27 protein-coding genes and 1 tRNA gene are annotated in these 26,767 nt (G+C 60.5%); 6 read left to right on the top strand and 22 right to left on the bottom strand.

Translation table 11 applies throughout. The features are described from left to right. Positions 1 to 8: 8 nt before the first annotated feature. From nuoH to AC07RZ_RS01155, 15 genes are all read right to left on the bottom strand, one after another. The gene (nuoH, locus tag AC07RZ_RS01225; protein ID WP_494666776.1) at positions 9 to 1,076 is read right to left on the bottom strand and encodes an NADH-quinone oxidoreductase subunit NuoH; all 1,068 of its coding nucleotides are present in this window, start codon (positions 1,074 to 1,076) and stop codon (positions 9 to 11) included. Then, positions 1,076 to 3,418 (bottom strand): NADH-quinone oxidoreductase subunit NuoG, encoded by a 2,343-nt coding sequence (gene nuoG, locus AC07RZ_RS01220; RefSeq protein WP_494666590.1) that lies wholly within the window; start codon positions 3,416 to 3,418, stop codon positions 1,076 to 1,078. The genes nuoH and nuoG overlap by 1 nt, the downstream gene beginning before the upstream one ends. 48 nt (positions 3,419 to 3,466) lie before the next feature. Next, entirely contained in the window at positions 3,467 to 4,762 is a 1,296-nt protein-coding gene (nuoF, locus tag AC07RZ_RS01215) for an NADH-quinone oxidoreductase subunit NuoF (RefSeq protein WP_014005582.1), read from the bottom strand. Continuing rightward, complete coding sequence (gene nuoE, locus AC07RZ_RS01210; protein ID WP_092399702.1) at positions 4,759 to 5,250, bottom strand: NADH-quinone oxidoreductase subunit NuoE; 492 nt, start codon at positions 5,248 to 5,250, stop codon at positions 4,759 to 4,761. The genes nuoF and nuoE overlap by 4 nt, the downstream gene beginning before the upstream one ends. Positions 5,251 to 5,397: 147 nt before the next feature. After that, entirely contained in the window at positions 5,398 to 6,651 is a 1,254-nt protein-coding gene (locus tag AC07RZ_RS01205; RefSeq protein ID WP_092399618.1) for an NADH-quinone oxidoreductase subunit D, read from the bottom strand. Then, on the bottom strand, positions 6,651 to 7,247 hold the full coding sequence (locus AC07RZ_RS01200; RefSeq protein ID WP_092399620.1) for an NADH-quinone oxidoreductase subunit C: 597 nt from the start codon (positions 7,245 to 7,247) through the stop codon (positions 6,651 to 6,653). The genes AC07RZ_RS01205 and AC07RZ_RS01200 overlap by 1 nt, the downstream gene beginning before the upstream one ends. A gap of 9 nt (positions 7,248 to 7,256) precedes the next feature. After that, the gene (locus tag AC07RZ_RS01195) at positions 7,257 to 7,733 is read right to left on the bottom strand and encodes a NuoB/complex I 20 kDa subunit family protein (RefSeq protein ID WP_014005578.1); all 477 of its coding nucleotides are present in this window, start codon (positions 7,731 to 7,733) and stop codon (positions 7,257 to 7,259) included. A 3-nt stretch (positions 7,734 to 7,736) separates the two neighbouring features. After that, positions 7,737 to 8,096: an NADH-quinone oxidoreductase subunit A gene (locus AC07RZ_RS01190; RefSeq protein ID WP_092399622.1), complete on the bottom strand. Its 360-nt coding sequence runs from the start codon at positions 8,094 to 8,096 to the stop codon at positions 7,737 to 7,739. Between the two features lie 181 nt (positions 8,097 to 8,277). Beyond that, positions 8,278 to 8,362: transfer RNA gene (locus tag AC07RZ_RS01185), tRNA-Leu, on the bottom strand. Positions 8,363 to 8,447: 85 nt separating this feature from the next. Next, entirely contained in the window at positions 8,448 to 8,870 is a 423-nt protein-coding gene (gene secG / locus AC07RZ_RS01180) for a preprotein translocase subunit SecG (protein ID WP_144736022.1), read from the bottom strand. A gap of 219 nt (positions 8,871 to 9,089) precedes the next feature. Further along, positions 9,090 to 9,839: a triose-phosphate isomerase gene (gene tpiA, locus AC07RZ_RS01175; RefSeq protein WP_494666589.1), complete on the bottom strand. Its 750-nt coding sequence runs from the start codon at positions 9,837 to 9,839 to the stop codon at positions 9,090 to 9,092. A gap of 127 nt (positions 9,840 to 9,966) precedes the next feature. Next, entirely contained in the window at positions 9,967 to 10,962 is a 996-nt protein-coding gene (locus tag AC07RZ_RS01170) for a threo-3-hydroxy-L-aspartate ammonia-lyase (RefSeq protein ID WP_494666588.1), read from the bottom strand. Between the two features lie 54 nt (positions 10,963 to 11,016). After that, positions 11,017 to 11,793, bottom strand: a complete 777-nt coding sequence (gene yaaA, locus AC07RZ_RS01165) for a peroxide stress protein YaaA (RefSeq protein ID WP_144736019.1) — start codon at positions 11,791 to 11,793, stop codon at positions 11,017 to 11,019. An 89-nt stretch (positions 11,794 to 11,882) separates the two neighbouring features. After that, positions 11,883 to 12,134, bottom strand: a complete 252-nt coding sequence (locus AC07RZ_RS01160; RefSeq protein ID WP_494666587.1) for a transcriptional regulator — start codon at positions 12,132 to 12,134, stop codon at positions 11,883 to 11,885. Positions 12,135 to 12,215: 81 nt separating this feature from the next. Further along, positions 12,216 to 12,725 carry a GNAT family N-acetyltransferase gene (locus AC07RZ_RS01155; RefSeq protein ID WP_186450393.1) on the bottom strand — a complete coding sequence of 170 codons (510 nt, stop codon included), beginning with the start codon at positions 12,723 to 12,725 and terminating at the stop codon, positions 12,216 to 12,218. Between the two features lie 107 nt (positions 12,726 to 12,832). Here AC07RZ_RS01155 and AC07RZ_RS01150 point away from each other — a divergent pair, with 107 nt between their 5' ends. The 4 genes from AC07RZ_RS01150 (at position 12,833) to AC07RZ_RS01135 (ending at position 16,237) form a co-directional block, all read left to right on the top strand. Next, positions 12,833 to 13,729, top strand: coding sequence for a type 1 glutamine amidotransferase domain-containing protein (locus AC07RZ_RS01150; RefSeq protein ID WP_494666586.1), 897 nt, complete (start codon positions 12,833 to 12,835; stop codon positions 13,727 to 13,729). 30 nt (positions 13,730 to 13,759) lie between these two features. Next, positions 13,760 to 14,239 carry a putative toxin-antitoxin system toxin component, PIN family gene (locus AC07RZ_RS01145; protein WP_494666585.1) on the top strand — a complete coding sequence of 160 codons (480 nt, stop codon included), beginning with the start codon at positions 13,760 to 13,762 and terminating at the stop codon, positions 14,237 to 14,239. 62 nt (positions 14,240 to 14,301) lie between these two features. Continuing rightward, complete coding sequence (locus AC07RZ_RS01140; RefSeq protein WP_494666584.1) at positions 14,302 to 15,504, top strand: pyridoxal phosphate-dependent aminotransferase; 1,203 nt, start codon at positions 14,302 to 14,304, stop codon at positions 15,502 to 15,504. A gap of 40 nt (positions 15,505 to 15,544) precedes the next feature. Then, positions 15,545 to 16,237 carry a glutathione binding-like protein gene (locus tag AC07RZ_RS01135; RefSeq protein WP_494666583.1) on the top strand — a complete coding sequence of 231 codons (693 nt, stop codon included), beginning with the start codon at positions 15,545 to 15,547 and terminating at the stop codon, positions 16,235 to 16,237. Positions 16,238 to 16,263: 26 nt separating this feature from the next. On the opposite strand, the gene greB is transcribed toward AC07RZ_RS01135, so the two are convergent. Beyond that, positions 16,264 to 16,824, bottom strand: coding sequence for a transcription elongation factor GreB (greB, locus tag AC07RZ_RS01130; RefSeq protein WP_092399644.1), 561 nt, complete (start codon positions 16,822 to 16,824; stop codon positions 16,264 to 16,266). Between the two features lie 122 nt (positions 16,825 to 16,946). Between greB and AC07RZ_RS01125 the strand changes: the two genes are divergently transcribed. Then, positions 16,947 to 17,885, top strand: coding sequence for a methylglyoxal synthase (locus AC07RZ_RS01125; RefSeq protein ID WP_494666582.1), 939 nt, complete (start codon positions 16,947 to 16,949; stop codon positions 17,883 to 17,885). Positions 17,886 to 17,912: 27 nt separating this feature from the next. On the opposite strand, the gene AC07RZ_RS01120 is transcribed toward AC07RZ_RS01125, so the two are convergent. From AC07RZ_RS01120 to AC07RZ_RS01105, 4 genes are all read right to left on the bottom strand, one after another. Further along, positions 17,913 to 18,968, bottom strand: coding sequence for a fimbrial protein (locus tag AC07RZ_RS01120; RefSeq protein WP_494666581.1), 1,056 nt, complete (start codon positions 18,966 to 18,968; stop codon positions 17,913 to 17,915). A 27-nt stretch (positions 18,969 to 18,995) separates the two neighbouring features. Beyond that, a complete protein-coding gene (locus tag AC07RZ_RS01115) occupies positions 18,996 to 21,581 on the bottom strand; it encodes a fimbria/pilus outer membrane usher protein (protein ID WP_494666580.1) in 2,586 nt (861 codons plus the stop codon). A gap of 87 nt (positions 21,582 to 21,668) precedes the next feature. After that, on the bottom strand, positions 21,669 to 22,466 hold the full coding sequence (locus AC07RZ_RS01110) for a fimbrial biogenesis chaperone (protein WP_494666579.1): 798 nt from the start codon (positions 22,464 to 22,466) through the stop codon (positions 21,669 to 21,671). A gap of 234 nt (positions 22,467 to 22,700) precedes the next feature. After that, positions 22,701 to 23,240: a fimbrial protein gene (locus AC07RZ_RS01105; RefSeq protein ID WP_092399654.1), complete on the bottom strand. Its 540-nt coding sequence runs from the start codon at positions 23,238 to 23,240 to the stop codon at positions 22,701 to 22,703. A 477-nt stretch (positions 23,241 to 23,717) separates the two neighbouring features. Between AC07RZ_RS01105 and AC07RZ_RS01100 the strand changes: the two genes are divergently transcribed. Continuing rightward, positions 23,718 to 24,938: an EAL and HDOD domain-containing protein gene (locus AC07RZ_RS01100; RefSeq protein ID WP_494666578.1), complete on the top strand. Its 1,221-nt coding sequence runs from the start codon at positions 23,718 to 23,720 to the stop codon at positions 24,936 to 24,938. Between the two features lie 22 nt (positions 24,939 to 24,960). Here the strand turns inward: AC07RZ_RS01100 and pnuC are convergent, their stop codons facing one another. Both pnuC and AC07RZ_RS01090 read right to left on the bottom strand, forming a co-directional pair. Beyond that, positions 24,961 to 25,554: a nicotinamide riboside transporter PnuC gene (pnuC, locus tag AC07RZ_RS01095; protein WP_494666577.1), complete on the bottom strand. Its 594-nt coding sequence runs from the start codon at positions 25,552 to 25,554 to the stop codon at positions 24,961 to 24,963. Continuing rightward, a complete protein-coding gene (locus tag AC07RZ_RS01090; RefSeq protein ID WP_494666576.1) occupies positions 25,554 to 26,765 on the bottom strand; it encodes a phosphotransferase enzyme family protein in 1,212 nt (403 codons plus the stop codon). The genes pnuC and AC07RZ_RS01090 overlap by 1 nt, the downstream gene beginning before the upstream one ends. Between the last annotated feature and the right edge of the window lie 2 nt (positions 26,766 to 26,767).

Genomic DNA, 26,767 nt, shown 5'->3' with positions numbered 1-26,767 from the left:
ACCTTCCATTACTTCCAGATATTCCATGGACTTTGAATCCAGGCAGCGACTATCACCAGGTAGGCGAGAATCAAGGGGATGAATACTTTCCAGCCGAGACGCATGATCTGGTCATAGCGATAACGCGGGAACGAGGCACGCACCCAGATAAACACCGACAGCATGAAGAAGGTCTTGGCGCCGAGCCAGATCCAGCCCGGGATCCAGTCCAGCATCGCCAGCGGCGAAGCCCAGCCGCCCATGAACAGCAGCGTGGTCAGGATGGAGACCAGGATCATGTTGGCGTATTCGGCCAGGAAGAACATCGCGAACGACATGCCCGAGTATTCGATCATGTGGCCGGCAACGATTTCCGATTCGCCTTCCACCACGTCGAACGGATGGCGGTTGGTTTCAGCGATGCCCGAGATAAAGTAAATCAGGAACACCGGCAGCAGGGACAGCCAGTTCCACGACAGGAAACCGACGCCGTGGTCGTAGAAGTAGCCCTTGCTTTGCGCCATCACGATATCGATCAGGTTCAGGCTGCCGGACACCATCAGCACGATGACCAGCGCAAAACCCATGGCAATCTCGTAGGACACCATCTGCGCCGAAGCGCGCATCGCGCCGAGGAAGGCGTACTTGGAGTTGGAAGCCCAGCCGGCGATGATCACGCCGTAGACTTCCATCGAAGTGATCGCCATCACGAACAGCAGGCCGGCGTTGACGTTGGCCAGCACGGTTTCCGGACCGAACGGCACCACTGCCCAGGCGGCCAGCGCCGGCATGATGGTCATGATCGGGGCAATGAAGAACAGTACCTTGTTGGCGCGCGCCGGCAGCGTGACTTCCTTCAGCAGCAGTTTGAGGGCGTCCGCGATAGGTTGCAGCAAACCGGCCGGGCCGACGCGGTTAGGGCCGAGGCGGATATGCATCCAGCCGATCAGCTTGCGTTCCCAGTAAGTCATGTAGGCCACGCACAGCAGCAGCGGCACGACCACGACGACGATCTTGATCAGGTTCCAGACCAGCGGCCAGATGAAGCCGAACCAGTCGGCGCCGGTGGCATTGATGGCGGCGATGAAGTGATCCATCATGCTTTCTCCACTACGATAGAACCAAACATCCCGCCCAGGGCCGAGGTCGAGGCATGCGCAGCGGCTACCCGCACCACATTTTCCGGCAGCGCAGGATCGATCGCCGCTGTCAGCGCGGCAGCGCCCTGCCCTTGTTTGAGGTTGACGCGATCGCCGGCGGCGATACCCAGTTTTGCAGCCAGTGCGGCCGACAGCCATGCCTGCGGCGCCTGGCCGTCAACGGTTTCCTGCAGCGAAGCCGCACGGCGCACCACTGCATCGCCAAAATAGATAGGCACATCGGCGATGCGCTCCAGCGCGCCGTTGACGGCCTGGGCCGCAGCCTGCGGAGCCAGGTCGCTGAAGTTGTTCAGGCGTGCGGCCAGGTTGGCTTCGGCGACTTCGCCGGTACCCAGCACTTCATCGCGAATCGCTTCGGAAGTATCGTAGTCAAAACCAGGCAAGCCCAGCAGGTTGCCCAGCACGCGCAGCACCTTCCATGCCGGACGGGCGTCGCCCATTGGCCGGACGGTGCCGTTAAAGCTTTGGGCGCGGCCTTCGCAGTTGACGAAAGTGCCGGAGGTTTCGGTGAACGGCGCGATCGGCAGCAGCACGTCGGAGTATTCAGCACCGTGCTTATAAGCCGACAGGGTCACAACCATCTCGGCTTGCTTCAGCGCTGCAACCGCAGTTTGCGGGTCGAAACTGTCCAGTTCCGGCTCGGCGTTCAGCAGCACATACGCTTTGTGCGGCTGCGCGAAAATCTGTTGTGCATTACGGCCCTTGCCTGCGGCAGGCAGGGCGTTGGCCCAGTAGCCGCCGACGGTGTTGCCGGCTTCGGTCAGGTAACCGAACTTGGCGCCGGCCTGCTCTGCAATCCACTGCGCCACTGCGTGCAGTTGCGAAGCTTGCGGATGCTGCGCGGCAGCGTTGCCCAGCAATACTGCCTTGGATTCGCCGGACAGCAGGCTGGCGGCGGTTTGCTTGGCTTCAGCCGAAATTTCGGCATTTTCGAAACCGGCAGGCGCGGCTACGCCCTTGGCTTGCGCCACGGCGGCTGCCACCTGTCCCAGCGCCGACAGCCAGGCCGACGGCGCCACGATCATCTTGTTGGCGACCGGCATCAGCAGGTCGTCGTCGGTGGCGTGCAGGATGCTCAGCTTGGCGCCGCGCTTGATGCCCAGGCGCAGCCGTGCCGACAGCAGCGGATGATCCTTGCGCAGGAACGAGCCGATGATGAAAGTGCGGTCCAGCTGCGCGAATTCGTTGATCGACATGCCCAGCCATGGCATGACTTTGCCATCCAGTGCGAAGTCTGACTGGCGCAGGCGGAAATCGATGTTTTCCGAACCCAGGCCGCGCGTCACTTTTTGCAGCAGCGACAATTCTTCCAGCGTCGAATACGGCGTGCCGACTGCGGCGATGGCGTCAGCGCCATGCTCATGGCGAATGTTGCGCAGGCCGTGCGCCACATATTCCAGCGCGGTCTGCCATTCCACTTCCTGCCATTTGCCGTCCTGTTTCAGCATCGGCTTGGTCAGGCGCTCGTCGCTGTTCAGGCCTTCATAGGCGAAGCGGTCCTTGTCCGACAGCCAGCATTCGTTGACGTCGTTGTTTTCCAGCGGCAGCACACGCATCACCTTGCCGGACTTGACTTGCACCACCAGGTTGGCGCCCAGGCCATCATGCGGGCTGACCGATTTGCGGCGCGACAATTCCCAGGTACGGGCGCTGTAGCGGAAAGGCTTGGATGTCAGCGCGCCGACCGGGCACAGGTCGATCATGTTGCCCGACAGTTCGGAATTGACAGTCTTGCCGACGAACGTGGTGATCTCCGAGTGTTCGCCGCGGCCGACCATGCCGAACTCCATCACGCCGGCGATTTCCTGGCCGAAGCGGACGCAACGCGTGCATTGGATGCAACGGCTCATTTCCTGCATCGAGATCAGCGGACCGGCGTCTTTCGGCGCCACGACACGCTTCTCTTCTTCGTAGCGGGAAGACGATTTGCCGTAGCCGACCGCCAGGTCCTGCAACTGGCATTCGCCGCCCTGGTCGCAGATCGGGCAATCCAGGGGATGGTTAATCAGCAGGAATTCCATCACGCTCTTTTGCGCGGTGGTGGCCTTTTCGCTGGCGGTGCGCACGATCATGCCGGCAGTCACCGGCGTGGCGCAGGCCGGCAGCGCCTTCGGCGCTTTTTCCACCTCGACCAGGCACATGCGGCAGTTGGCCGCGATGGAGAGTTTTTTGTGATAGCAGAAGTGTGGAATGTAAGTGCCGATCTTGTTGGCAGCATCCATTACCATGCTGCCCTCTTGGACTTCCACTTTCTTGCCGTCTATTTCGATTTCAACCATGGCTTTTGCTTTTCTTGCCTAAGTGTTTTGCACGCTGCTTGCGCAGGCTTAAACGTATGCCGGCACCAAGCAATGCTTATGCTCGATGTGATATTCAAATTCTTCGCGATAATTCTTCAGGAAGCCGCGCACCGGCATCGCTGCAGCATCGCCGAGCGCACAGATGGTGCGGCCCATGATGTTGCCTGCGACCGTATCCAGCAGGTCCATGTCTTCCGGACGGCCGTGGCCGGTTTCAATCCGGTGCACCAGGCGGTACAGCCAGCCGGTGCCTTCGCGGCATGGCGTGCACTGGCCGCAGGATTCTTCAAAGTAGAAGTAGGACAGGCGCAGCAGCGATTTCACCATGCAGCGCGTTTCATCCATCACGATCACGGCGCCCGAACCGAGCATGGAGCCGGCCTTGGCGATTGAATCGTAATCGAGATCGGTGTCCATCATGACGTCGCCCTTGATCACCGGTGCGGATGAACCGCCAGGGATCACGGCCTTGATCTTCTTGCCGCCGCGCATGCCGCCGGCCAGCTCCATCAGCTTGGCGAACGGCGTGCCCAGCGGCACTTCGTAGTTGCCCGGCTTTTCGACGTCGCCCGAGATCGAGAAAATCTTGGTGCCGCCGTTGTTCGGCTTGCCGAGTTCCAGGTAGGCTGCGCCGCCCATGTTCAGCAGGAACGGCACGGCTGCGAAAGTCTCGGTATTGTTGATCGTGGTCGGCTTGCCGTACAGGCCGAAGCTGGCAGGGAAAGGCGGCTTGAAGCGCGGCTGCCCTTTCTTGCCTTCCAGCGATTCCAGCAAGGCGGTTTCTTCGCCGCAGATATATGCGCCGTAGCCGTGGAATGCATGCAGCTGGAAGTTGAATTCGCTGCCGAAAATCTTGTCGCCCAAGGCGCCCGCGGCACGTGCCTCGTCCAGCGCTTCTTCAAAGCGTTCGTAGCCGGACCAGATTTCACCGTGGATGTAGTTGTAGCCGACCGAAATGCCCATGGCGTAAGCGCCGATGGCCATGCCTTCAATCAGCGAATGCGGATTGTAGCGGATGATGTCGCGGTCCTTGAATGTGCCAGGCTCGCCTTCGTCGGTATTGCAGACCAGGTATTTCTGTCCTGGGAACTGGCGCGGCATGAAGCTCCACTTCAGGCCGGTCGGGAAACCGGCGCCGCCGCGGCCGCGCAGCGAACCGGCCTTCAGTTCGGCGATGACTTGTTCCGGGGTGATGCCTTCGGAGAGGATGCGTTTGAGGGCGGTATAGCCGCCGCGCTTGACGTAATCGGCGTAGTGCCAGTTGTCGCCGTCCAGGTTGGCCAGGATCAGCGGATTGATATGACGGTTGTGCAGGCTGGTCATTTCGGGGCTACCTCGCTGAGTTCCTTGAGCAAGCCGTCAATCTTTTCGTTCGACATCCAGCTGCACATGCGTTTGTTATTGACCAGCAGCACCGGCGCATCGCCGCAAGCTCCCATGCACTCGCCTTCAATCAGCGTGAACTGGCCGTCTGCGGTGGTTTCGCGGAAATCGATGCCGAGCTTGTGCTTCAGATGCTCCGCCGCCCGATCGCCGCCGGACAACTGGCATGGCAGATTGGTGCAGATGCTGATCTTGTGCTTGCCGACCGGCTTGGTGTTGTACATATTGTAAAAGGTCGCGACTTCCTGCACCGCGATGGCCGGCATGCCCAGGTAGTCTGCGACATCCTGCATGGTTTCCGGCGCCAGCCAGCCCTTTTCATCCTGCGCAATCGCCAGCGCAGCCATCACCGCCGACTGCTTCTGGTCGGCGGGAAATTTCGCTACTTCGCGATCGATTTTTTTGTATGTATCTTGACTTAACAACATGTGTTGGCCATTCGTGCGCGGTGTTTTGCGCGAGTAGTTAAATTGGTAATAACTGCGTTGGTAATAACTGCGTTGGTAATAACTGCGTTGGTAATAACTGCGTTGGCAATAACTGCTTGTTAACAACAGCAATTGATAACGGCAGCCTTAACGGTCGATCTCACCGAACACGATATCCTGCGTACCGATGATGGTGACGGCATCGGCGATCATGTGGCCCTTGGCCATTTCGTTCAAACCTTGCAGGTGCGGGAAGCCAGGCGCGCGGATTTTCAGGCGGTACGGCTTGTTGGCGCCATCCGACACCAGGTACACCCCGAACTCGCCCTTCGGATGCTCCACCGCTGCATACGCTTCGCCCGGCGGCACATGGAAACCTTCCGTGAAGAGCTTGAAGTGATGGATCAGCTCTTCCATGTTCGATTTCATGTCGATCCGCGACGAAGGCGCAACCTTGTGGTTGGTCGTCATCACAGGACCGCCGTTGTTGCGCAGCCATTCTACGCATTGCTTGATGATCCGGTTGGACTGGCGCATTTCTTCCACGCGCACCAGGTAACGGTCGTAGCAATCGCCGTTCTTGCCGACCGGGATGTCGAAGTCCAGCAAGTCGTACACTTCGTACGGCTGCTTCTTGCGCAAATCCCATTCGACGCCCGAACCGCGCAGCATCGGGCCGGTAAAGCCCATCGCCTTGGCGCGTTCCGGCGACACCACGCCGATGCCGACCAGGCGCTGTTTCCAGATGCGGTTGTCGGTCAGCAGGGTTTCGTACTCATCCACGTATTTCGGGAAGCGCACGGTGAAATCTTCGATGAAGTCCAGCAGCGAGCCCTGGCGGTTTTCATTCAGGGCGCTGATCGCCTTGGCGTTGCGCACCAGCGATGCCTTGTGCTGCGGCATGGTGTCCGGCAGGTCGCGGTAAACGCCGCCCGGACGATAATAGGCAGCGTGCATGCGGGCGCCGGAAACGGCTTCGTAGCAGTCCATCAGGTCTTCGCGTTCGCGGAATGCATACAGCAGCACCGCCATCGCGCCGACGTCGAGCGCATGCGCGCCGATCCACATCAGGTGGTTCAGCAGGCGCGTGATTTCGTCGAACATGACGCGGATGTACTGCGCGCGCAACGGCACTTCGAGGCCCAGCAGGCGTTCGATCGCCATCACGTAGCCGTGCTCGTTGCACATCATCGACACGTAGTCGAGGCGGTCCATGTACGGTACGGATTGCAGGTAGGTTTTCTGTTCCGCCAGCTTTTCGGTGCCGCGATGCAGCAGGCCGATATGCGGGTCGGCACGCTGGATCACTTCACCGTCCAGCTCCAGCACCAGGCGCAAAACGCCGTGCGCGGCCGGATGCTGCGGGCCGAAGTTCAGCGTGTAGTTCTTGATTTCTGCCATTATTTGATCCCGTAATGTTCTTCACGAATCACCCGCGGCGTGATTTCGCGCGGATCGATCGTTACGGGTTGGTAAATTACGCGTTTTTGCTCAGCGTCGTAGCGCATCTCGACATAACCCGAGACCGGGAAATCCTTGCGGAACGGATGGCCGATGAAGCCATAGTCGGTCAGGATGCGGCGCAAGTCGTTGTGGCCTTCGAACAGGATGCCGAAGAAGTCGAATGCTTCGCGCTCGTACCAGTTGGCCGACGGCCAGATATCGGTCAGCGAAGCCAGCAGCGGCATCTCGTCGTCCGGCGCGAACACGCGCACCCGCAGGCGCCAGTTGTGCTCTATCGACAGCAGGTGGGAAACCGCCGCAAAACGGGCGCCGTCCCAGGCGCCGTCGCCATAGGTCGAATAATCGACGCCGCACAGGTCGATCAGTTCTTCAAAACGAGTATCGGCGTGGTCGCGCAGCACGCGCATCGCCGACAGGTAGTTCGCAGCCTTGACCACGATCGTGATCTCGCCGAAGGCCACGGCCAGGCTTTGGAGGTCGTCGCCAAGCGCATTGCGCACGGCGGCTTCCAGGTTTTCCAGTTTGGTCGTCATGGTGCTCTCTTAGCGCGCAATCGTATTGGTGCGGCGAATCTTGTTTTGCAGCTGGATGATGCCATACAGCAGTGCCTCCGCGGTCGGCGGGCAGCCCGGCACGTAAATGTCGACCGGCACGATGCGGTCGCAGCCGCGCACCACCGAATACGAGTAGTGATAGTAGCCGCCGCCGTTGGCGCAGGAACCCATGGAAATCACCCAGCGCGGTTCCGGCATCTGGTCGTACACCTTGCGCAAGGCCGGCGCCATCTTGTTGCACAGCGTGCCGGCCACGATCATCACGTCAGACTGACGCGGCGACGGCCGGAAGATGACGCCAAAACGGTCCATGTCGTAGCGAGAGGCGCCGGCATGCATCATTTCGACGGCGCAGCAGGCCAGGCCGAAAGTCATCGGCCACAGCGAACCGGTGCGGGTCCAGTTGATCAGTTTGTCAGCAGTAGTAGTGACAAAGCCTTCGTTCAATACACCTTCAATAGACATGGCTTACTCCCAATCCAGAGCGCCGCGTTTCCAGATGTACCAGAAGCCCACCACGAATTCGGCGATAAACACCATCATCGTGACAAAGCCCTGCCAACCGAGGTCGCGCATGGCAACCCCCCACGGGAAGAAAAATGCGGTTTCCAGATCGAACAAAATGAACAAAATGGCGACAAGGTAATAACGCACATCGAACTTCATGCGCGCGTCTTCGAATGCTTCAAAACCGCATTCGTATGGAGAAGTTTTTTGGGAATCAGGCCGGTGCGGCCCAAGTATGCGACCCAGCAGTTGCGGGGCAATACCAACCGCGATACCGATCAGGATAAACAGCAGGACGGGAAAATAATTTTCGAGGTTCACGTTTTTGCGCCAGTAGTTTGAACAATCGAGGCTACGAGAGAGTTACTCCCTCGCAGCCCCTTTGCAGAATGATTTGCCGGTTTGAATGACCAAACCTGACGCCCCCAATCCGGCAAACCACGCCACAAGTTCCTCGACAAAAAGCCAGCGCAGGGGCAACCGTTGCTGGCCTCATATTCTTTGGTGCCGACGGCGAGACTCGAACTCGCACAGCTTTCGCCACTACCCCCTCAAGATAGCGTGTCTACCAATTTCACCACGTCGGCATAAGCGCGTATTTTAACCTGATTTGGTACTTTTGTTCAATGCACAATCGGATTAAAAGTCAGCAATTTCACTGCGAAAGCAGCCTTACTTTGGAATTTGATTCGACTGCGCGCTGCCAGTCGATGGCGCCGGCGCCGAAGCCGCCGCGCTAGCCGATCCGGAAGCCGCCGCAGAAGCTGCAGCCGGCGCCGCCGATGTCTCTGGAATTGCTGCTGCAGGCGCCGAAGCGGCCGGCAGATTTTCCATCACGCCGCCGGTAACCGCCGAGCGATGATTGCCAAGGTATACCAGCGCCAGCGTCGCGATAAAGAAGATCGCTGCCGCCAGGCCGGTAGATTTCGACAGGAAGTTCGAAGAACCGGTGGCGCCGAACAGGCTGCCGGAAGCGCCGGAGCCGAACGCCGCGCCCATGTCTGCGCCTTTGCCATGCTGCAGCAGAACCAGGCCGATGATCGTCAACGCCGACAACACCTGAACGATGACAATGATGTTAAATACTGTGTTCATTTAATAGATTTCCAAGGAGAGTTAATGCTTTATTTTTACTAGTGTAGTGTTTCGTAAGTAATGGAGCTTCAGAAATGGCGGATTTTCGTGTCAGGCTAGGCGCAAACCGGAGCGATAGCGAGACTATCGCGAGGATTTGCAACAACGCCTGGCGCGAAAAGACGCCGTTTATGAAGTTTCATTAATTACGAAGCACTACACTCGATCCGAACTAGCGAACTACCGGGCTGCAGCGACAATCGCCAGAAAATCAACCGCCTTCAACGCTGCGCCGCCAATCAGGCCGCCGTCTATATCCGGCATGGCCAGCAATTCGGCGGCGTTGTCGGGCTTCATGCTGCCGCCATACAAAATCTTTACTTCAACCGCCGCCGCGGGATTTTTCCCTGCCAGCTTGGCGCGCAAGGCCAAATGCACATCTTGCGCCATCTGCGGCGTGGCCGTCTTGCCGGTGCCGATCGCCCATACCGGCTCATACGCCACCACGATCCGGTCCAGGTCGGCAGCGTCCAGCACATCCAGCACCGCCGCCAGTTGCCGCCCTACTACTGCATCGGTCTGGCCGGCTTCGCGCTCAGCCAGGGTCTCGCCGACGCACACGATAGGCACGACGCCCGCCTGCAAGGCGCGCAACGCCTTTTGCGCCACCAGCTCATCGCTTTCGGCATGATAAGCGCGCCGCTCGGAATGGCCGACGATAACGTACTGACAAGCAAAATCCTGCAACATGCCGACCGCGACTTCGCCGGTATAAGCCCCTGCGGCATGCGCTGAAACATCTTGCGCGCCCCAGGCAATTGCCGATCCGGCAAGCTCGGACTGGCATTGCGCGAGGTAAGGAGCCGGCGCGCAGACAGCGATGTCGCAAGCAGGAGCGGCCAGCCCAGCCTTGATTTCCGCCAGCAATGCAGCATTGGCAACCAGACTGCCATTCATTTTCCAGTTACCGGCTACAAGTTTACGACGCATATTTACCGAGGCCCAAGTTTTCAATAACCCGGCATTCTAACGCCTCGCAGTGAAGGCGGTCAAACCGGCAAGAAATATATGGCAGGCGGCATGGGCTCTGCCGGCGGCCGGTTTTGCCCAGGGAAGCTCACGAAAATGGTTTCGCAGCAGCAATACTGCGCGAAAAAAGTTCCATATCGACATTGCCGCCGCTTACTATCACTCCGACCTTCTCTCCCGCAAACGGCAGCACCCGGTGCAGCACCGCGGCGGCAGCCAGGCAGCCGGCCGGCTCGACCACGATCTTCATGCGCTCGGCAAAGAAGCGCATCTGGGTCCGCAACTGGTCGTCGCTGACAGTGACGATGTCTTTTACATATGCCTGCAGGATAGGCAGCACCAGCTTGCCGATATGCTGCGTCTGGGCGCCGTCGGCAATCGTGTCCGGCACCGGGATGTGGACGATATTGCCGCTTCGCAACGACTGCTGGGCGTCATTGCCCGCTTCCGGTTCGACGCCGATCACGATGCAGCCGGGCGACAGCTGCGCCGCGGCGATGGCGCAGCCGGACAGCAAGCCGCCGCCGCCGGTGCACACGAACAGGTAATCGAGCGACCCCACTGCATCAAACAGTTCTTTCGCCGCCGTACCCTGGCCGGCAATCACGTCCGCATGGTCATACGCAGGAATCACGGCGCAGCCGCGCTCAGCCGACAACTGCGCGGCGATCACTTCGCGGTCTTCGCGCTCACGGTCGTACAGGATGATCTCGGCGCCGTATTCACGCGTCGCCGCCAGCTTCATCGCCGGCGCGTTGCTTGGCATGACGATGGTTGCATGCACGCCCAGCATGCGTGCCGCCAGCGCCATGCCTTGCGCATGGTTGCCGGATGAAAAAGCCACCACGCCCTGCTGCTTCTGCTCTTCGCTAAGGCAGCTGATGGCGTTATAGGCGCCACGAAACTTGAACGCGCCTACCCGCTGGAAATTTTCGCATTTGAAAAATACGCTGGCGTCCGCCTGGTGGTCGGCCTGACTGGAAGTCAGCACCGGCGTTTTGTAAGCAACGCTCTCAAGGCGTTTGGCCGCAGCGGCGATATCCTTGTAAGTCACCGCCAATCCGGCAAGTTCGGTTGCAGCCATTTTTCATCCTTTGTAGTTAATCCGCGCCAGGCAACAATATTCGCATCTCGCCAATCACTCCGCCAGGCGGCGCCGGAACATCCAGCGTCCGCCGTCGGAATCCTGCGGAACATAGCGATAACCGTCCAGATCGAAGGCTTTCAGCTTTTCCGCATCGCGGATCTTGTTCAGCGCCGCGTAACGCGCCATCAACCCCCGCGCACGCTTGGCGTAGAAGGAAATGATCTTGTACTTGCCGTTTTTCCAATCCTCGAATACCGGGGTGACGATGCCGGCGGCCAGCACCTTTGGCCGCACCACCTTGAAATACTCTTCCGAAGCCAGGTTCACCAGCGTATCGGATTTTTGTTCGTCCAGCTGACGGTTCAGGGCCTGGGTCACGGTGTCGCCCCAGAACGCATAAAGATTCTTGCCGCGCGGATTGGCCAGGCTGGTCCCCATCTCCAGCCGGTACGGCTGCATCCGGTCCAGCGGCCGCAATACGCCGTACAAGCCCGACAGGATCCGGATCCGGCTCTGCGCATAGGTCAGCTGCGCCGCGTTCAGGGAGGGCGCGTCCAGGCCTTCGTAGACATCGCCGTTGAACGCCATGATCGCCTGCTTGGAATTGGCGCTGGTGAATTTCCTGGACCACGAGGCGAAACGCGCGGTATTCAGCTGCGCCAGCGGATCGGAGATTTTCATCATGCTGCCGATCTGGGCCGGCGACAGCTGCCGCAGGACGCCGATCAGTTCGGCGGAATGGTCGATGAAATCGGGGGTGGTGTGGACTTCTGTCTTGCTGGGGGTGCTGTAATCGAGGGATTTTGCGGGCGACAAAACAATCAGCATGTGAACATCCAAATAAACCTGAGAATATCGGCAATGATACCGAAACAAGGGCAACGGCGCTGGCGGCCGCCTCACCCTGCCGTCGGCGCTTAGCCGAAAGCGCCCCGCAGCAGGTCGCGCTCGAATTCGGCCACCCAGCTCGAACCGTCTCCGATCGGATATTGCTGCTTGTGTCCGCTGGATTTCCTGCTGACAGTGACAAAACCGGTCAGCCCGAAGATTTCATCGGTTTTGGGATCGGTCGTATCCACCTGATGCAATTCGAAGTCGTCCGCGGGAAGTTGGCGCGTCCGCAGGATCGCCTGGAAATCATCCATTTCATCCGGCTCGATCAGTTTCATTGCCGCCTCCTGGAGTGAGATTGCGAACTGCCACCATAGCACGCTGGCGCCTGCCGCGCTTTCCGCCGCAGCGGCGGCGGCCTAGAATTGACGGGCAAACAATTTGGTTTTCTCGCCGTCGCCCTTCAGTTCCAGCAATCCTTCAAACTGCAAGCCTATCTTTTCCAGCAACCTGATCGACTGCTGGTTGTCGGGCGCAGTAATCGCCACGATCCGCTGCAAGCCGCAGGTCTTGTGGCCGAACGCCAGCACCGCCGACGCCGCTTCGCAAGCGTAGCCCTGGCCCCAGAAGTCCGGCATGAAGGCATATCCGATATCGACGTCCGGCAGGCTCTCGCGCTTGATCAGGCCGCACATGCCGATCGGCGTGGCGCTGCCTTTCAGTTCCACCATGTAGAAACCGAAGCCGTGGCTCTCATACATCGCCATCGGCCCGTTGAGCAAGGCGGAGCGCGCCGCCTCGACACTGCGTATGCCCTTGTCGCCGATGAACTGCAGCCATGAAGGTTCGTTCACCAGGCGCAGGTAAAACCCGGCGTCGTCCGTGGTCAGCTTGCGCAAGACCAGCCGTTCTGTTGCAAGAACTGTCATCGATTTTTCCTTGAGACCAGGCATTTCCCTGTAGGATCGCAGCATAAGCAATGCCTCGAAGCTTGTCTAGGTGACCCCGTATGGGCGACCCCGTCTAGAAGACCGCCATGAATCCAATCCGGAAAACCGTCCTGATCCCCTTGCCCAACCTGGATTTCGATCCCAGCGAAGTTGCGGTCTCGTGGCGTATCCTGACCTCGCGCGGGCACCAGGTGGTATTCGCCACGCCCGACGGCAAGGCGGCCGCGGCCGATCCGCTGATGCTGTCCGGCGAAGGCCTGGATGCCTGGAGCTGGATACCGCTGCTCGGGAAAATCAGGCTGCTGGGGCTGGCGCTGCGCGCCAATGCCGCGGCACGCGCCGACTATGCCGCGCTTGCAGACGATGGCGCGTTCCAGGCGCCGCTGCCCTACGCCGCGCTGCAGGTAGCCGACTACGACGGCCTGCTGCTGCCCGGCGGCCATCGCGCGCGCGGCATGCTGGCCTACCTGGAAAGCGAGCCGCTGCAGGATTTCACCGGCGCGTTCTTCGACAGCGGCAAACCGGTGGCAGCGATCTGCCATGGCGTCGTCCTGGCCGCCCGCAGCCGTTCGCCGCGCAGCGGAAAATCCGCGCTGCACGGACGCAAGACCACCGCGCTGACATGGCAGCTGGAGCACAGCGCCTGGACCTTGATGAAATTCTGCGGCCGCTTCTGGGACCCGGCCTATTACCGCACCTACGGCGAACAAGAAGGCGAAGCCGCCGGCTATCGCGGAGTCCAGGCAGAAGTGACGCGAGCGCTGGCGCAACCCGGCGACTTTATCGACGTCGCCGCCGACGCGCCGGATCATTTCCGCAAAAGCAGCGGTCTGTTCCGCGACAGCGCCGGCGACAGCCGCCCGGCCTTCGTGGTGCAAGACGATAACTACGTATCGGCGCGCTGGCCAGGCGACGTGCACCATTTCGCCGCCACTTTCTCGCGGCTGCTGGAAGAGCGCTTGCCGCGTCGGCAACCGAGGTAAAATGCGCGCTATCGTTTGATGGAAACCCGCATGAACCTAGATTTACCGGCGCCGGCCCAGGCCCGCCAGACCAGACCGCGCATAGTGATCGACACCAATGTCTGCCTCGACCTGTTTGTTTTTCGCGACCCGCGCTGGGCCGGCCTGATGGCCGCCTTGCAGAGCGGCGCGGTCGAAGCCGTCACCCGCGCCGACTGCCGCCAGGAATGGCAAATGGTGTTGCATTATTCGCATCTGCCCGTCACCGACGAGACCCGGCCGGCCTGCAATGCTGAATTCGACGCCTTGATCACTTGCCTGGAGGCCGAGGCGCTGAGCCCGCGCCCCGGTATCCGCCTGCCCATCTGCACCGACCGCGACGACCAGAAATTCCTGGAGCTGGCGCTGGGCGCCAACGCCGTCACCCTGATCACCAAGGACAAGGCGCTGCTGAAACTGGCGCGCAAGACGGCCAAGGCCGGTCTTTTCGCCATCGTTGCGCCGCAGGCATGGAACCCGGCGGGCGCCTAGGCCCTGTGCAGTATCGGACAAACCGCTAAAATGCCAGATCCAGACACCAGGATTGACAGCAGATGAACCGCGATTTAAGAATTCCCGACAGCGCAGCCAGCGCAGACACCAAGCCCACACAACTTCAATCCAGACTGCCCAAAGTCGGCACTACCATCTTTACGGTGATGTCGACGCTGGCCAGCGAGAAATCGGCAGTCAACCTGGGACAAGGCTTCCCCGATTTCGACTGCGATCCGGCGCTGGTCGACGCCGTCAGCGGCGCCATGAAGAACGGCTTCAACCAGTATCCGCCGATGCCCGGCGTACCCGCCTTGCGCCAGGCCATCGCCGCCAAGATAGAAAAAATCTACGGCCACAGCTACGATCCGGCCACCGAAATCACCGTCACCGCCGGCGCCACCCAGGGCTTGCTGACCGCCATCATGTGCGCAGTGCATCCGGGCGACGAAGTGATCGTGATCGAACCGGCCTACGACAGCTACGTGCCGTCGATCGAACTGGCCGGCGGCAAGCCGGTGCTGGTGCAGATGACATTGGGCGCGGACGGATACCAGGTGCCGTGGGACCGGATTGCAGCGGCAGTCAGCCCGCGCACCCGCATGATCATGATCAATTCGCCGCACAATCCGACCGGCAGCGTGCTGAAACCGGCGGACATCGCGGCGCTCAAGGATATCGTGCGCGGCACCGAAATCCTGATCCTGTCGGACGAAGTCTATGAACACATGGTGTTCGACGGCGCGCGCCACGAATCAGTCTGCCGCGATCCGGAACTGGCGGCGCGCGCCTTTGTCGTTTCCAGCTTCGGCAAGACTTATCACGTGACCGGCTGGAAAATCGGCTATGTGGCGGCGCCGGCGATGCTGTCCGCGGAATTCCGCAAGGTGCATCAATACAATATCTTCACCGTCAATACGCCGGTGCAGCATGGGATCGCGCAGTACATGCAGGACCCCGCGCCCTATCTCGAACTGCCGGCGTTTTACCAGCGCAAGCGCGACCTGTTTCGCGACGGCCTGAAGCACACCCGCTTCAAGCTGCTGCCGGCCGACGGCACCTACTTCCTGTGCGTCGACTACTCCGCCATTTCATCGCTGAGCGAAGCCGATTTCGCGATCTGGCTGACGTCCGAAGTCGGCGTCGCGGCGATTCCTGTATCGGCGTTCTACCAGTCCCCGCGCGAATCGGGCATCGTCCGCTTCTGCTTCGCCAAACAGGACCGGACCTTGCAGCAGGCGCTGCAGCGGCTGGCAAAAATTTAATGCAAACCAAACACGCAACAGTACAACAAAGGAAATAGCCATGATCGATGTCTATAGCTGGGCCACGCCTAACGGCCACAAGATCCACATCCTGCTGGAAGAGCTGGGCCTGCCTTATCGCGTACACGCCGTCGATATCGGCGCCGGCGACCAGTTCAAGCCGGATTTCCTGTCGATCTCGCCCAACAACAAGATCCCTGCCATCGTCGATGCCGACGGCCCCGACGGCAAACCGATCTCGCTGTTTGAATCCGGCGCGATCCTGCTTTACCTGGCCGGCAAGAGCGGCCGTTTCCTCGGCCATACCGACCGTGAAAAATTCAATACCCTGCAATGGCTGATGTTCCAGATGGGCGGCGTCGGGCCGATGCTGGGCCAGGCTCACCATTTCCGCATCTACGCGCCGGAAAAGATCGAGTACGCGGTCAACCGCTATACCAATGAAGCCAAGCGTCTCTATGGCGTGATCGACAAGCAGTTGTCGCAACACCCATACCTGGCCGGCAATGAATACACGATCGCCGATATCGCCACGTTCCCGTGGCTCCGTTCCTGGAAAAACCAAGGCATAGAGCTGAGCGAATATCCGCACCTGAAAACCTGGTTCGACGCCATCAGCGAACGGCCGGCGGTGAAACGCGGCGTCGAGGTGCTGGCCTCGGCGCGCAAGCCGCTGACCGACGACAAGGCGCGGGATATCCTGTTCGGCAGCCAGCAGTACCAGAAGCGGTAAAACCCTCGTGGCGGGCGGCGCCCGTCCTACGACTGCGGTGCGGGGTAGCTGACCGCCAGTATTTCCAGTTCGTCGATCCCGGCCGGCGTCATCAGGGTCACGCTCTCGCCTTCATGCGCCTTGGTCAAGGCGCGCGCCACCGGCGAAATCCAGCTGATCTTGCCATGCAGCGGATCGAGTTCGTCGATGCCGACGATGGTCACCGTATGTTCTTCGCCGGCATGGTTCTGGTAACTCACGGTGGCGCCGAAAAACACCTGGTCGCGGCCATGGTGCACGCTTGGATCGACTACTTCCGCCAGGTCCAGCCGCTTGGTGAGAAAGCGGATGCGGCGGTCGATTTCACGCAGCCTGCGCTTGCCGTAGATGTAATCGCCGTTTTCCGAACGGTCGCCGTTCGAGGCGGCCCAGGAAACGATGCGCACCACTTCCGGCCGGTCGACGTCGATCAGGCGCAACAGCTCGTCCTTCATGCGTTGGTAGCCTTCGGGAGTCATGTAATTCTTGGTGCCGGGCGGGATCGCCGGCAATCCGAATTCGAGATCGTCGTCATCGCCTTCGGATTCTTTTACAAATGCCTTGTTCATAGCTGACATTGTAGTTCCAAATACGCTACGGCTGCCGATTTTGCCCCGGAGCATGGCTTTTCTTGCATGGCGGTATGGTAAAGTCGGATTAGTGCAATGTTGCCCGTGCTGACTTCCGCCATATGCCATCTTCCCTTTCCCGCAATGCCTCTTCCGCTCGATTCCGGATCGGCCTCGCCGCCAACCGCAGCCACCAGCAGGGTCCCGAGTCGGCGCTGGCGCAGCTGCTGACCGGCAGCCGCCACAGCATCGAACAGCAGCTCAAGCCGCAGCTGGTCGTGGTCGGCCGCACCCTGGACGCCATGCAGCAGCTGGGCCTGCTGGAAAATTATCCGCACATCGAACGCTTCCCCTACGGCCGTCACGGCGGCTTGATGAAGCTGGTGTCGCGGGTGGTCGACGCCGATCCGGCGCGCACCCTGGATGCGGTGATTTACCTGATGGATCCGGTCGATCCTTCTTCGATCTTTCCGGAAGCGGTAGCCTTGAAACGCCAATGCGTGATCCATGGCAAACCGTTTTTGTCGACGCTGGCCGGCGCCCGCGAATGGCTGGAGCTGGAGGCCACGGCGGCCGGCGCCGCGCCAGATCCGGCACTGGATCCGACCTTCGACCTGGCGCAGGAAGGCATCGCCCTGATCGCCCACGACGCCATGAAACAGCGGATGCTGGAAATTGCGGAACGCCATTTCGCCCTGCTCGACCAGTTCGCATTCCGCTGCGCCACCGGCACCACCGGCAGCCTGCTCAACAAGCTGGCGCAGAAAATCAAGGGCGAAGAAGCCGGCCGCAACTGGGTCAAGCCCTTTCTCAGCGGCCCGCTCGGCGGCGACGCCCAGATCGCCGAACTGATCCTGGACCGCCAGCAATGCCGCCGCGTATTGTTCCTGGAAGACCCGCATGTCGCCCGCCAGCACGAAGCCGACATCCAGCTGCTGGAGCGCGCCGCCCGCACCGTCACCGACTATGCGCTGTGCATCAGCGACGCCGAATGCGGCGAGCGCTGGCTCACGCTGTTGCAGCAGCGCGCCGCGCAAAACCAGCCTGCCGCGCCGCTCTAAGCCTTAAGCGGCAGCCGACGCGTTCTGCTATTGATAAACGATGGTGAAGGTTGCGGTGCCGTTGGCCTTGCCGGTGTTGATGTTGGGCGTGGTCTGGTAGTACCGGGCCTTGAACGGCACCACGTACTGGATATCGTCGGAAGGACCGACATTGATGGAGTTGGTGTCGGCAACCGTCGATGTCGTGAATTTCACCGGCGTCCTGGTCTGGTCCAGCACCTGGATGCCGACCCCGGTCGCCACGCCGGGCTCCTGGGTCAGCTGCAGGACGCCTGGCTTGTTGGTGGGATCGGATGTCGCCGCCATGTTCAATGCGATGATGTTCTGGGTATTCTCGCCGCGCTGGCAATTCAGCTTGATATTGAAATCCTTTTCGCCGGCCGAACTGCCGACTCCCTTGAAATTGCTCCTGGAAACGGACCCCAGGTTCACCGCTATGTTCTTTGAACCGACGTCAACCGAGCAGGTAGGCGTCACGATGGTAATCGCGTTGACGTCAAGGTACGTGGTGAGCACGGATAAATTGTCCGCGACGCTGTAATACTTGGTGTAGATGCCCGCCGCCAAAGGACCGCTGCCCGTCTTGGGGCCGATCTTGAACAGCTCGACGACAAATTTGGAATTGACGTCGAAGAGACCGAAATCGGTAGTAGTGCTGCGGGTATGGGCATAATAGGTGGAGCTGACCCCGGTGAAATAACGCGACAGGCGAACACCGATGCCGGTGACGTTGGTGGAATAGACATGGTCGTATCCTGTCACCATCTGCCCTTGCAGCATGTCGCCGTTTACCGTGCCGCCGTTGATGCAATTCCATGGCTTGTCGAGTTGCCCGCCTTGCAACGGCAGGTTGAATTCTTTTCTCGCGATGAGCGCTCCCACGGCCAGGTCGCTCGGCAGATAGACCTTGCCGAAAAACATGTTGATCATTTTTTCCGTATATGCCGGGTTTTTAAAGCAGGCCGCCTGCGCTACCTGTGCGCCGGCCAGCAGGCACATGAAGACCAGCATGCCGGCCAGGCCGCGACGCCGGCTCGCCAATTTTCGCGCGCACCTGCTTGACATGGCATTCTCATTGTTCATGACATCATCCTTGTTTTCATAGCGTGCTCATTCGCACTGCGCATTGATTTCACGAATCGGCGCCGGATTCTTTTCGACCGGCGCGTGGTATTTGATGCTGCATTGTTCAGCCGCACCCTGGCCCCACTTGACGCTGAACACGCCGGCATCCTTGGCGCCGGTAACGAAAGTCTGGCCCTCGCTGCCGACGATGCCCATCTCTTGTCCCTGCTCGTTCTCGACCTTGGCGCCGAAAGGCAGCGGCTTGCCGTTCTTGTCGGCCAGGTTCAGCATCAGGCGCAAGCCTATCGAGGTCGCGAACTTGGCCAGCACCACCGCGCCGCGGGTCGGCACCACATCCATGGCGGCGTTCTTGATTTCCACTTCGTCGCCCAGGTCCTCGGTGCGCACCGCCAGGCGGTTGACCCGGTACGGGCTCAGGTTCGCCAGCACCGCATTGCCACGGCTATCGGTACGGACGCCCGGATACACCTCGAAGCCGACATTGGCGGCGTCCGGCGCTTCCACCAGCGCCATGGTTTCCCCCAGCGGCTGCGACAAGGTCACGCCGCCGCCATGCGCCACCAGGCCGCCCGCCACGCCCAGCGTTGTCTGGCCGTAGCCGGAACCTTGCGCTCGGCCGAAGTCGAACCGGCCGTACTGCGACAGGTAGCTGGCGGACGCGCTGCCGCTGTTGCCGCTGCGGTTCGAATGAGTTGTCGATACGTTATAGGTCAGGCGGCCATCATCCAGCGCCGAGCCATAGACGCTGGCTTGCTGGCTGATTTCGCCGTTGTTGCCCTGCGCCGCCGAGTAGCGGGCGTAGGAACGGCTATCGCCCAGCGGCATCGACAAGGTCACCATCAGCTGGCGGCTGGACGGTCCGCTCAGGCTGGTGCTGTTGTTATAGAAAAAGCTGTAGGTGAACTGTTTGTAGAAATTCGAATAACCGAGCTGGATCAGGCGCGTCTTCTGGTCCGTGCCCCAATAGCTTTGCTGCTGCGCCGAGGCGTAGACGCTGCCGCCCCTGCTGCCCAGCTGCTGGGCGAAATCCAGCTGCAGCTGGCTGCGGCGGTTGTTAAGCACCTGGCCGTTTTGCAGGTCCTGCATCTGCGCCGCTTCCTGGAACGTGCGGAAACCGCCGGTGGAATAACGATAACCGGCCATGCGGACGCTGGTGCCGTAATTCTCGAACGACTTGGCGTACAGGAAACGCAGCGACTGGCCATCGTAGCTCTGGTTGAACGGTCCCTTGGTATGCGCTTGCGACAGGTCCGCCGAGATAGCGCCGAAATCGCGCAAATTCTTGCCGACGCCAAACACCACCGACTGGTGGATCTCGGAACCGATGACGCCGCCGTACAGCGAAAATTCCCGTCCCAGTCCGCGCGCCAGCGTACCTTGCATGAAAAACGGCTTGGCGCCGCTGACATTCGAACCCAGGCCGTTGCGGTACTGGCCGGCGGTAGCGCTGTAGCGCCAGACGCCTTCGCGCAACAAGGTCGGTACGGCGGAGAACGCTTGCTTGAACTTGGTTTCACGGCCATCCGCTTCGGTAATCGTCACTTCCAGGTCGCCGCTGGTGGAGGTCGGGTACAGATCGTCCAGTACAAATGGACCAGGTGCGACGTAAGTGCTGTACACCACGAAGCCGTTCTGGCGCACCGTCACGCGGGCGTTGGTTTGCGCTACGCCGCGAATGGTTGGCGCATAGCCTTGCTGGCTGTCGGGCAGCATGCCGTCGTCGGACGCCAGCTGGACGCCGCGGAACTGGAAGGAGTCGAAGAAATTGCCCGGCGTGGTGCTGTCGCCGAGAGTCAGCTGGCCGCCCAGCGCAGCGATGTCGCGCTGCAGGTAGGAAGTCACCGATTGCCAATGGCCTTGGCCGTCGAGGCCGCGATTGTAGGTCGAGAAATTGCGGAAGCGCCAGTCGCCCAGGTTAAAGCCGCCGCGCAGGCCGGCGTACAAGGTATTGCGGGCCTGGCTGGTGGTGCTCTGGTTGACGTTGAAATCGGTAATGCTGTTGCCGGTGCTGCCGGCGTTGTTGCCGCCGAAGTTGTTGCCACCATCATAGCGCGCCGCCGAAAACTGGTAGTCCAGCATGGCGACATTGATGCCCTTGTCCCACTTGTCGGGACTGATGGCGCCGCGCGCCTGGCGTTTCATGGCGGCTTGCGGAATGCTCAGCGTCAGCCGCAGTTTCTCGCCATTGTAGGAAACGCTGGAACCCGGAATCGCTTTTGCCAGGTCGATGCATTGATTGCCGGCCGCCATCAGCGCCGGGAACACTTCGACCTTGACGCCCCAGCCTTCCAGCATGCTGCGGGTGATGCAGGCCTGGGCGTTCTTGCTATCGGCCGCATCGTCGGGATTGTCGACGAAATTGACCTGGCTCTGGCCAACGCTGCTTTCATTGAGGCTGACATCCACCAGATAGCTGCCAGGCAGGACCCGGTTGCCGAACGCGAACAAGGACAGGTCGGCACGGCTTTGATCGCCGCCGATGTCCAGGAACTGCTCGTTGAATACCGAGCCGCCCTGGCCTTGGGCGTGCGCCACCTGCGCCAGCACGGCCAGCGTGATCGCGGACAGTGCCAGGCGCACCGGTTTGCGTTGATGCGACAATCTGATCACAGCTTTCCCTTCCTTTATTTCTGCCTTGCGCGGCAGACTGACTTGCCTTGACAGGATCTGTTGCTTGCTCTCTGGGAGATGACGGTGTTATTTGCCTGCGGCGGGGGCGGCTTGCGGGACCGGCTGCTGCGCTTGCTGCGGCATTTGCTGCGACACCTGCGGCCCGGCACCGCCAACCGCGACCTTGGCCGTTACTTCCGGCGTTTCACCGCCGTAGTCGTTGATCGTGGTGTAGCTGGCTTCGATCGCCTGCGGCGCGCCGACCACGGTCAGCGGAAAATCCAGCGCGCCGAAAGCCGGCACCATGCCAGCTTTGGTCTGCTCTTTGTTGCCGTTGATTTTGAAACCGGTAAACGTGACGTTGTAAGCGCTCGGATTGGTCACCCGCAGCGCGGCGCCCTTGCCGTCTTCGCCAGACACCACCGACAAGGTGACCAGGCCGCGCGCCTCGTCAGGCTTGCCAGCCAGGCCGGCAGGCCGGTAGAACACCTTGATGCGGGTGCGCACGGCGACCTGCAGTACATTCTGCTGGTCCGATTTTTCCGGGATTTCCTTGACGTTGAGCCAGAACACCGATTCGCGGTCGGTCGGCAAGTCGCCGCCGATGCGGACGATGCGCAAGATGTTTTCCGCGCCGGGATCCATGCGCGCCAGCGGCGGCGTTACCAGCAGCGGCGTCTTGTTCTTGCCTTCGCCGGCATCGATCCAGGTTTGCACGACATAGGGCGCGGCGCCGGTGTTCTTCAGCGGAATCGACGCCTGCCGGTCTTTCTCGCCCAGGATCACGCGGGTACCGCCGAGCATCACGCCGGCGCCGGCCGACAGTGCGCTGAACGCCAGCACGCTCCCGACCACAAGGGAAGAAAAGAATTGTTTGCTCAACATGGAAGACCTCGTCTATCAAAATGTCCTATGCACAAATTTCTAAGCAAGCACAGGCTCGCGTGCTCACAAATTGATGCATGGGTAATGCGGGAAAATGATGGCTGGCTTGCCGCTACCGTTGCCGCAGGCCAGCCCATCCTTAAAGCCTGGCCGTCGCAAGCGCCAGGCTGCCCGTTTCGCACAACTGCGCGAAACGGGATAAAGCCGTTTTAGGATTTTTGCGAAGCGCGTCGATTACAGGTAAGAAACGACGAACTGTGCTGTCGAGTTAGCTGGACCGACAGTCACCGCAGTGCTGGTCGAAATGTAGGCAGCCTGGAACTTCAAAGGATTGTTGCCCAGGCCCAGGATGTAAGTGCCCGATGCCGAACCGACAGGGATCTTGGTGCCGGCCGAGTCGCCCAGCTCGATCGCCACGCCAGTTGCAGCAGTCACGCCAACTTGGCCGGCGTTAGCGATAGCCAGGTCGTCTTTCACGGTAGCGTCGGTGGTGCCGGTAAAGGTCACGGTTGCGCCCTTGGCTGTTGGACCGCAGTCAGTCAGCAGGATCGTGAACTTCGACGGTGTCGACTTCTTGCCGGCAACGCTGCCGAACACTGTGCGCGACACGTCGCCCAGGGGTACGGTGATGTTTTGGCTGGACGGGTCGACAGTGCATGGGGAGTCAACGATATTGCCGTTGAAGTTAACCGTGCCGCCGTCAGCGAAGGCTGCTTGGGACAACAGACCTGCAGCAGCAACTGCAACCAACTTAGCGATAGTCATTTGTTTCATTTTTACCCTCAAATATAAAGTAGATGTTCGATTCAAATTAATGAATTGCCAACACGGCGAATCACATTCTAGGGGCAAAAAGACACAAAAATGCATTCATGACAATGTTTAACAATTACTAACTGTCATTAGTTATCTGACTGCAATAAATGACGCGAAGATTTGGTGGGATTTGTATATTTATTACTATTTATAACAATCGATTAAAGACAGAAACATCAATACTGGAGCGCCTTTCCGGGTGATTCCGGAAATCTGGAAGAATCTTTAAAGCAATCAATTATTCGATGGAAACATTATCGATACCCGGCAGCAATGCATGATCATGTAGTGCAAATACGACAACTTCTTTAAATTTGATGACACATTTCCTTGCGAATCGAGAAATCTGCTCAATTTTTCCTGAAGACAACCGTTAACACTGTTAAGGAAAACCGATTTTCAGCCCCCTTCACCATCCACCATAAAAAATCCAAGATGCGTAATGAAAATTTCATAGTTCGAGAACCTTTACTTGATCCGAAACAGGGCGTGGTCGGTTACGACCTCACCTGGCAGGAAACCGGCGGCGCCGATGGGCAAGCGAATGAAGAGGATTTGCATGCCTTGCTGGATTTCGTCGCCGGCCAGCTGAGCGATGAAACAAGCGGCTGGCTGCTGGGCAATAAGCTGCTGTTCCTGGAAACATCCCCGGCCCTGCTGAACAGCGCAGCGATCCAAAGGATGCCAGCCGCCAGCACGGTGCTGACCCTCAAGCACGACGACCTGGCCGACCCTGCCACATTGGCCGCGGTAAAAAACCTGCGCTCCGCCGGGTACGGCATTTCCTTGCGCGGAGCCGAACTAGGCAGCGATGTGCTGCCTACCGACATCTCGCATCTTGAAGTACGGTTCTCCGCCGGCGATTTTGCAGCGCAAGCGCGGCGCTACGCCGCGCTGAAAAAATCGTCGCTGCGCATGGTCGGCCGGCCGGTCAGCAACTGGCAAGACTACGACGCCTGCGCCATGCTGGGGCTGGACGCCTTCGTCGGCAAGCTGCACCTGACGCCGCGCCCGGGCAAGCGCGCTACCGGCTTGAACCCGGCACAGCAAATCATCGTGCAGATCATGAACCTGGTCGCCAAGAATGAGAACCTGCAAAAGATCGAAGAAATCTTCAAGCGCGATCCCGGCTTGTCCTATGAGCTGCTGCGTTTCATCAATTCCGCCGCATTCGGCTTGAAGACGGAAGTCCAGTCATTGCGCGCCGCCCTCGCCCTGCTCGGCTACGAGGCGCTGTTCCAGTGGCTGTCCTTGTTGCTGGCCACCGCCAGCAGCAGCGGTTATTCGCCGGTGCTGATGGAAACCGCGATCATCCGCGGCCGTTTCTCGGAGCTGCTGGGACAAAAATACCTGCCCAAGGGCGAATCGGAAAACCTGTTCGTGGCGGGGATTTTTTCACTGCTGGACCGGCTGCTGGGCGTCAGCATGGAAGAAGTGCTGGCCAGCATCAAGCTGTCCGACCAGGTGGCTGCGGCCTTGCTGACCCGTTCCGGGCCATACGGTCCTTACGTGGCGCTGGCCGAGGCTTGCGAACTGAATTCGCCGCTGGTCGGGCCGCTGGCGAGTTCGCTCAAGATCAGCCCGATGGAAGCCAACCTGGCGCACCTGTCGGCGCTGGCATGGGCGCAGAAGCTGGGCGTGCCGGCGGCTTCTTAGGCGCTGCCGGTTTCCGGGCCGGCTACAGTGCCGCGGCGGCTGCCGGCGGGTGGTTCCCCGGCAGCTGCCGCTGCCAGCTGCGCAAGCCGATCACCGCCAGCACGATGAAACCGGCATACAAGCCCGCGGTCAGGTTCAGGTCTTTATAGACATATACGCCGACGTAGATAATGTCGACCGCGATCCACAGCCACCAGTTGGCGACGTATTTGCGCGCCATCCAGAACTGGGCCACCAGGCTGAAGCTGGTCAGGGCTGAATCCAGCCATGGAATGTGGGCGTCGGTAAAACTGGCCATGACATAACCCAGCATAACGCTGCCCGCCACGCCGGCCAGCAGGCCGATCAGCAAACCTTGCTTCGGCAAGCGCTGCGGCTGGATATGCTGGCTGTCCTGCCCTGGCGCTCCCCGCTTCCACTGCCACCAGCCGTACAGCTGCATGACGGCGAAGATCAGCTGCAGCAGCAGGTCCGAGTACAGTTTCGCCACCAGGAAGATGCGCGCATACAGCAGCACCGATACCAACCCTATCGGCCAGCACCACAAATGACGGCGCGCAGTCAGCCAGACTGCCAGGGCGCTCAATATGACTGCAACGATTTCCAGACCTGACATCAAGGCTCCTGTTGACCGGTTTTACGCGCGCAGCGGCGCTGCAGGTGATCCAGCAAATACTGGCCGGCGTCGCTGTTGAACCACTCGGCATGGCCGAGGAAATAGGTGTCGTAGGCCAGTGCCGAGTTTTCGGCGGACTGCTGCACGCCGTGGAAATACGCCAGCTCCGACAACGCAAATTCGGCATGCGCCAGCGGCAGCAGCGCCGGCAAGGCAGCCGCTTCCAGCAGCGACAATGGCCGCAGCGCTTCATAAGCGTCGAGCATGGCGTCCAGCTGGCCGATATGCACCAGCGGCCGCTGCCCGAGCGGCGGCGTCGACGGCAAAGCCAGCCACTCGATCATGTTGCGCTCGATGGCGATGGCAAGATCATAGACTGCGCAGGTGCGGTCGGCCAGGCCGAAATCGACTATCGTCGTTACCGCGGCCGGTCCGTGCGCCTGCCATAGCAGGTTGGAGGCATGCCAGTCGTTATGCGTCCACAACGGCGCCAGGCCGTGCAGCATCGGACTCAGGCGGGCGTGGAACGGCAGCAGCGCACGGGTTACCTCCTGCGGCCAGTCGCGCTGCGCCAGGTAGCCGGCCAGCGCCGGCCTTTCCTGTATGTAGTGCCGGATCCGTTCCAGCACCTGTTGCGGATTGTCGGTATTGAACAAGGTGAAACCGGAGGCCAGTAATTTGGTGCTGCGTGCGGGTGCATCGTAACCGCGCGCGGCAAGATGCAGCTTGGCCAGCGCGCTGCCTGCCGCCGCCGCGTCTTCGGTGCTGGCGAACGGGGTCCACGAGGTGGCGTCGCGATAGCGGTCGACGCCCTGGCCGAGGCGCTGCACCTCGTAGGTCCAGCCGCCGTCTGCGTGGGCAGTGCTGCCGTCGCTGGCCTGCAATACCTCGCTGACCGCCAGGCCGCGCTGCCGCAGGTGCGCCATGAAGCGGTGCTCGTCCATCAATTCGTCGGCGCTGCGGATCGCCCGCAGCAAGCGCTTGACGAACAGCGGGCCCGATTCGGTGGCGGCCACGCAGGCGCTGGAAAACGGCCGCGGGCTGTGCCACTCCAGGCGCGTGACGGCGCCGGCTTGCGGATAGTGGCGCAACAGCCGCGCCACCTCGTCCAGGGTCAGCGCCGGCCAGCTCGACGCCACCGCGTCAAGGCCCATGCCGTGGCTCAACACCGTCCCGTGTCCGTCCACGCCATCTTGTCTCGCGTCGCTCATGC

The sequence above is a fragment of the Collimonas sp. GW821-FHT07E08 genome (assembly GCF_059418905.1).
This window is presented reverse-complemented; position numbering and strand designations above follow the sequence as displayed.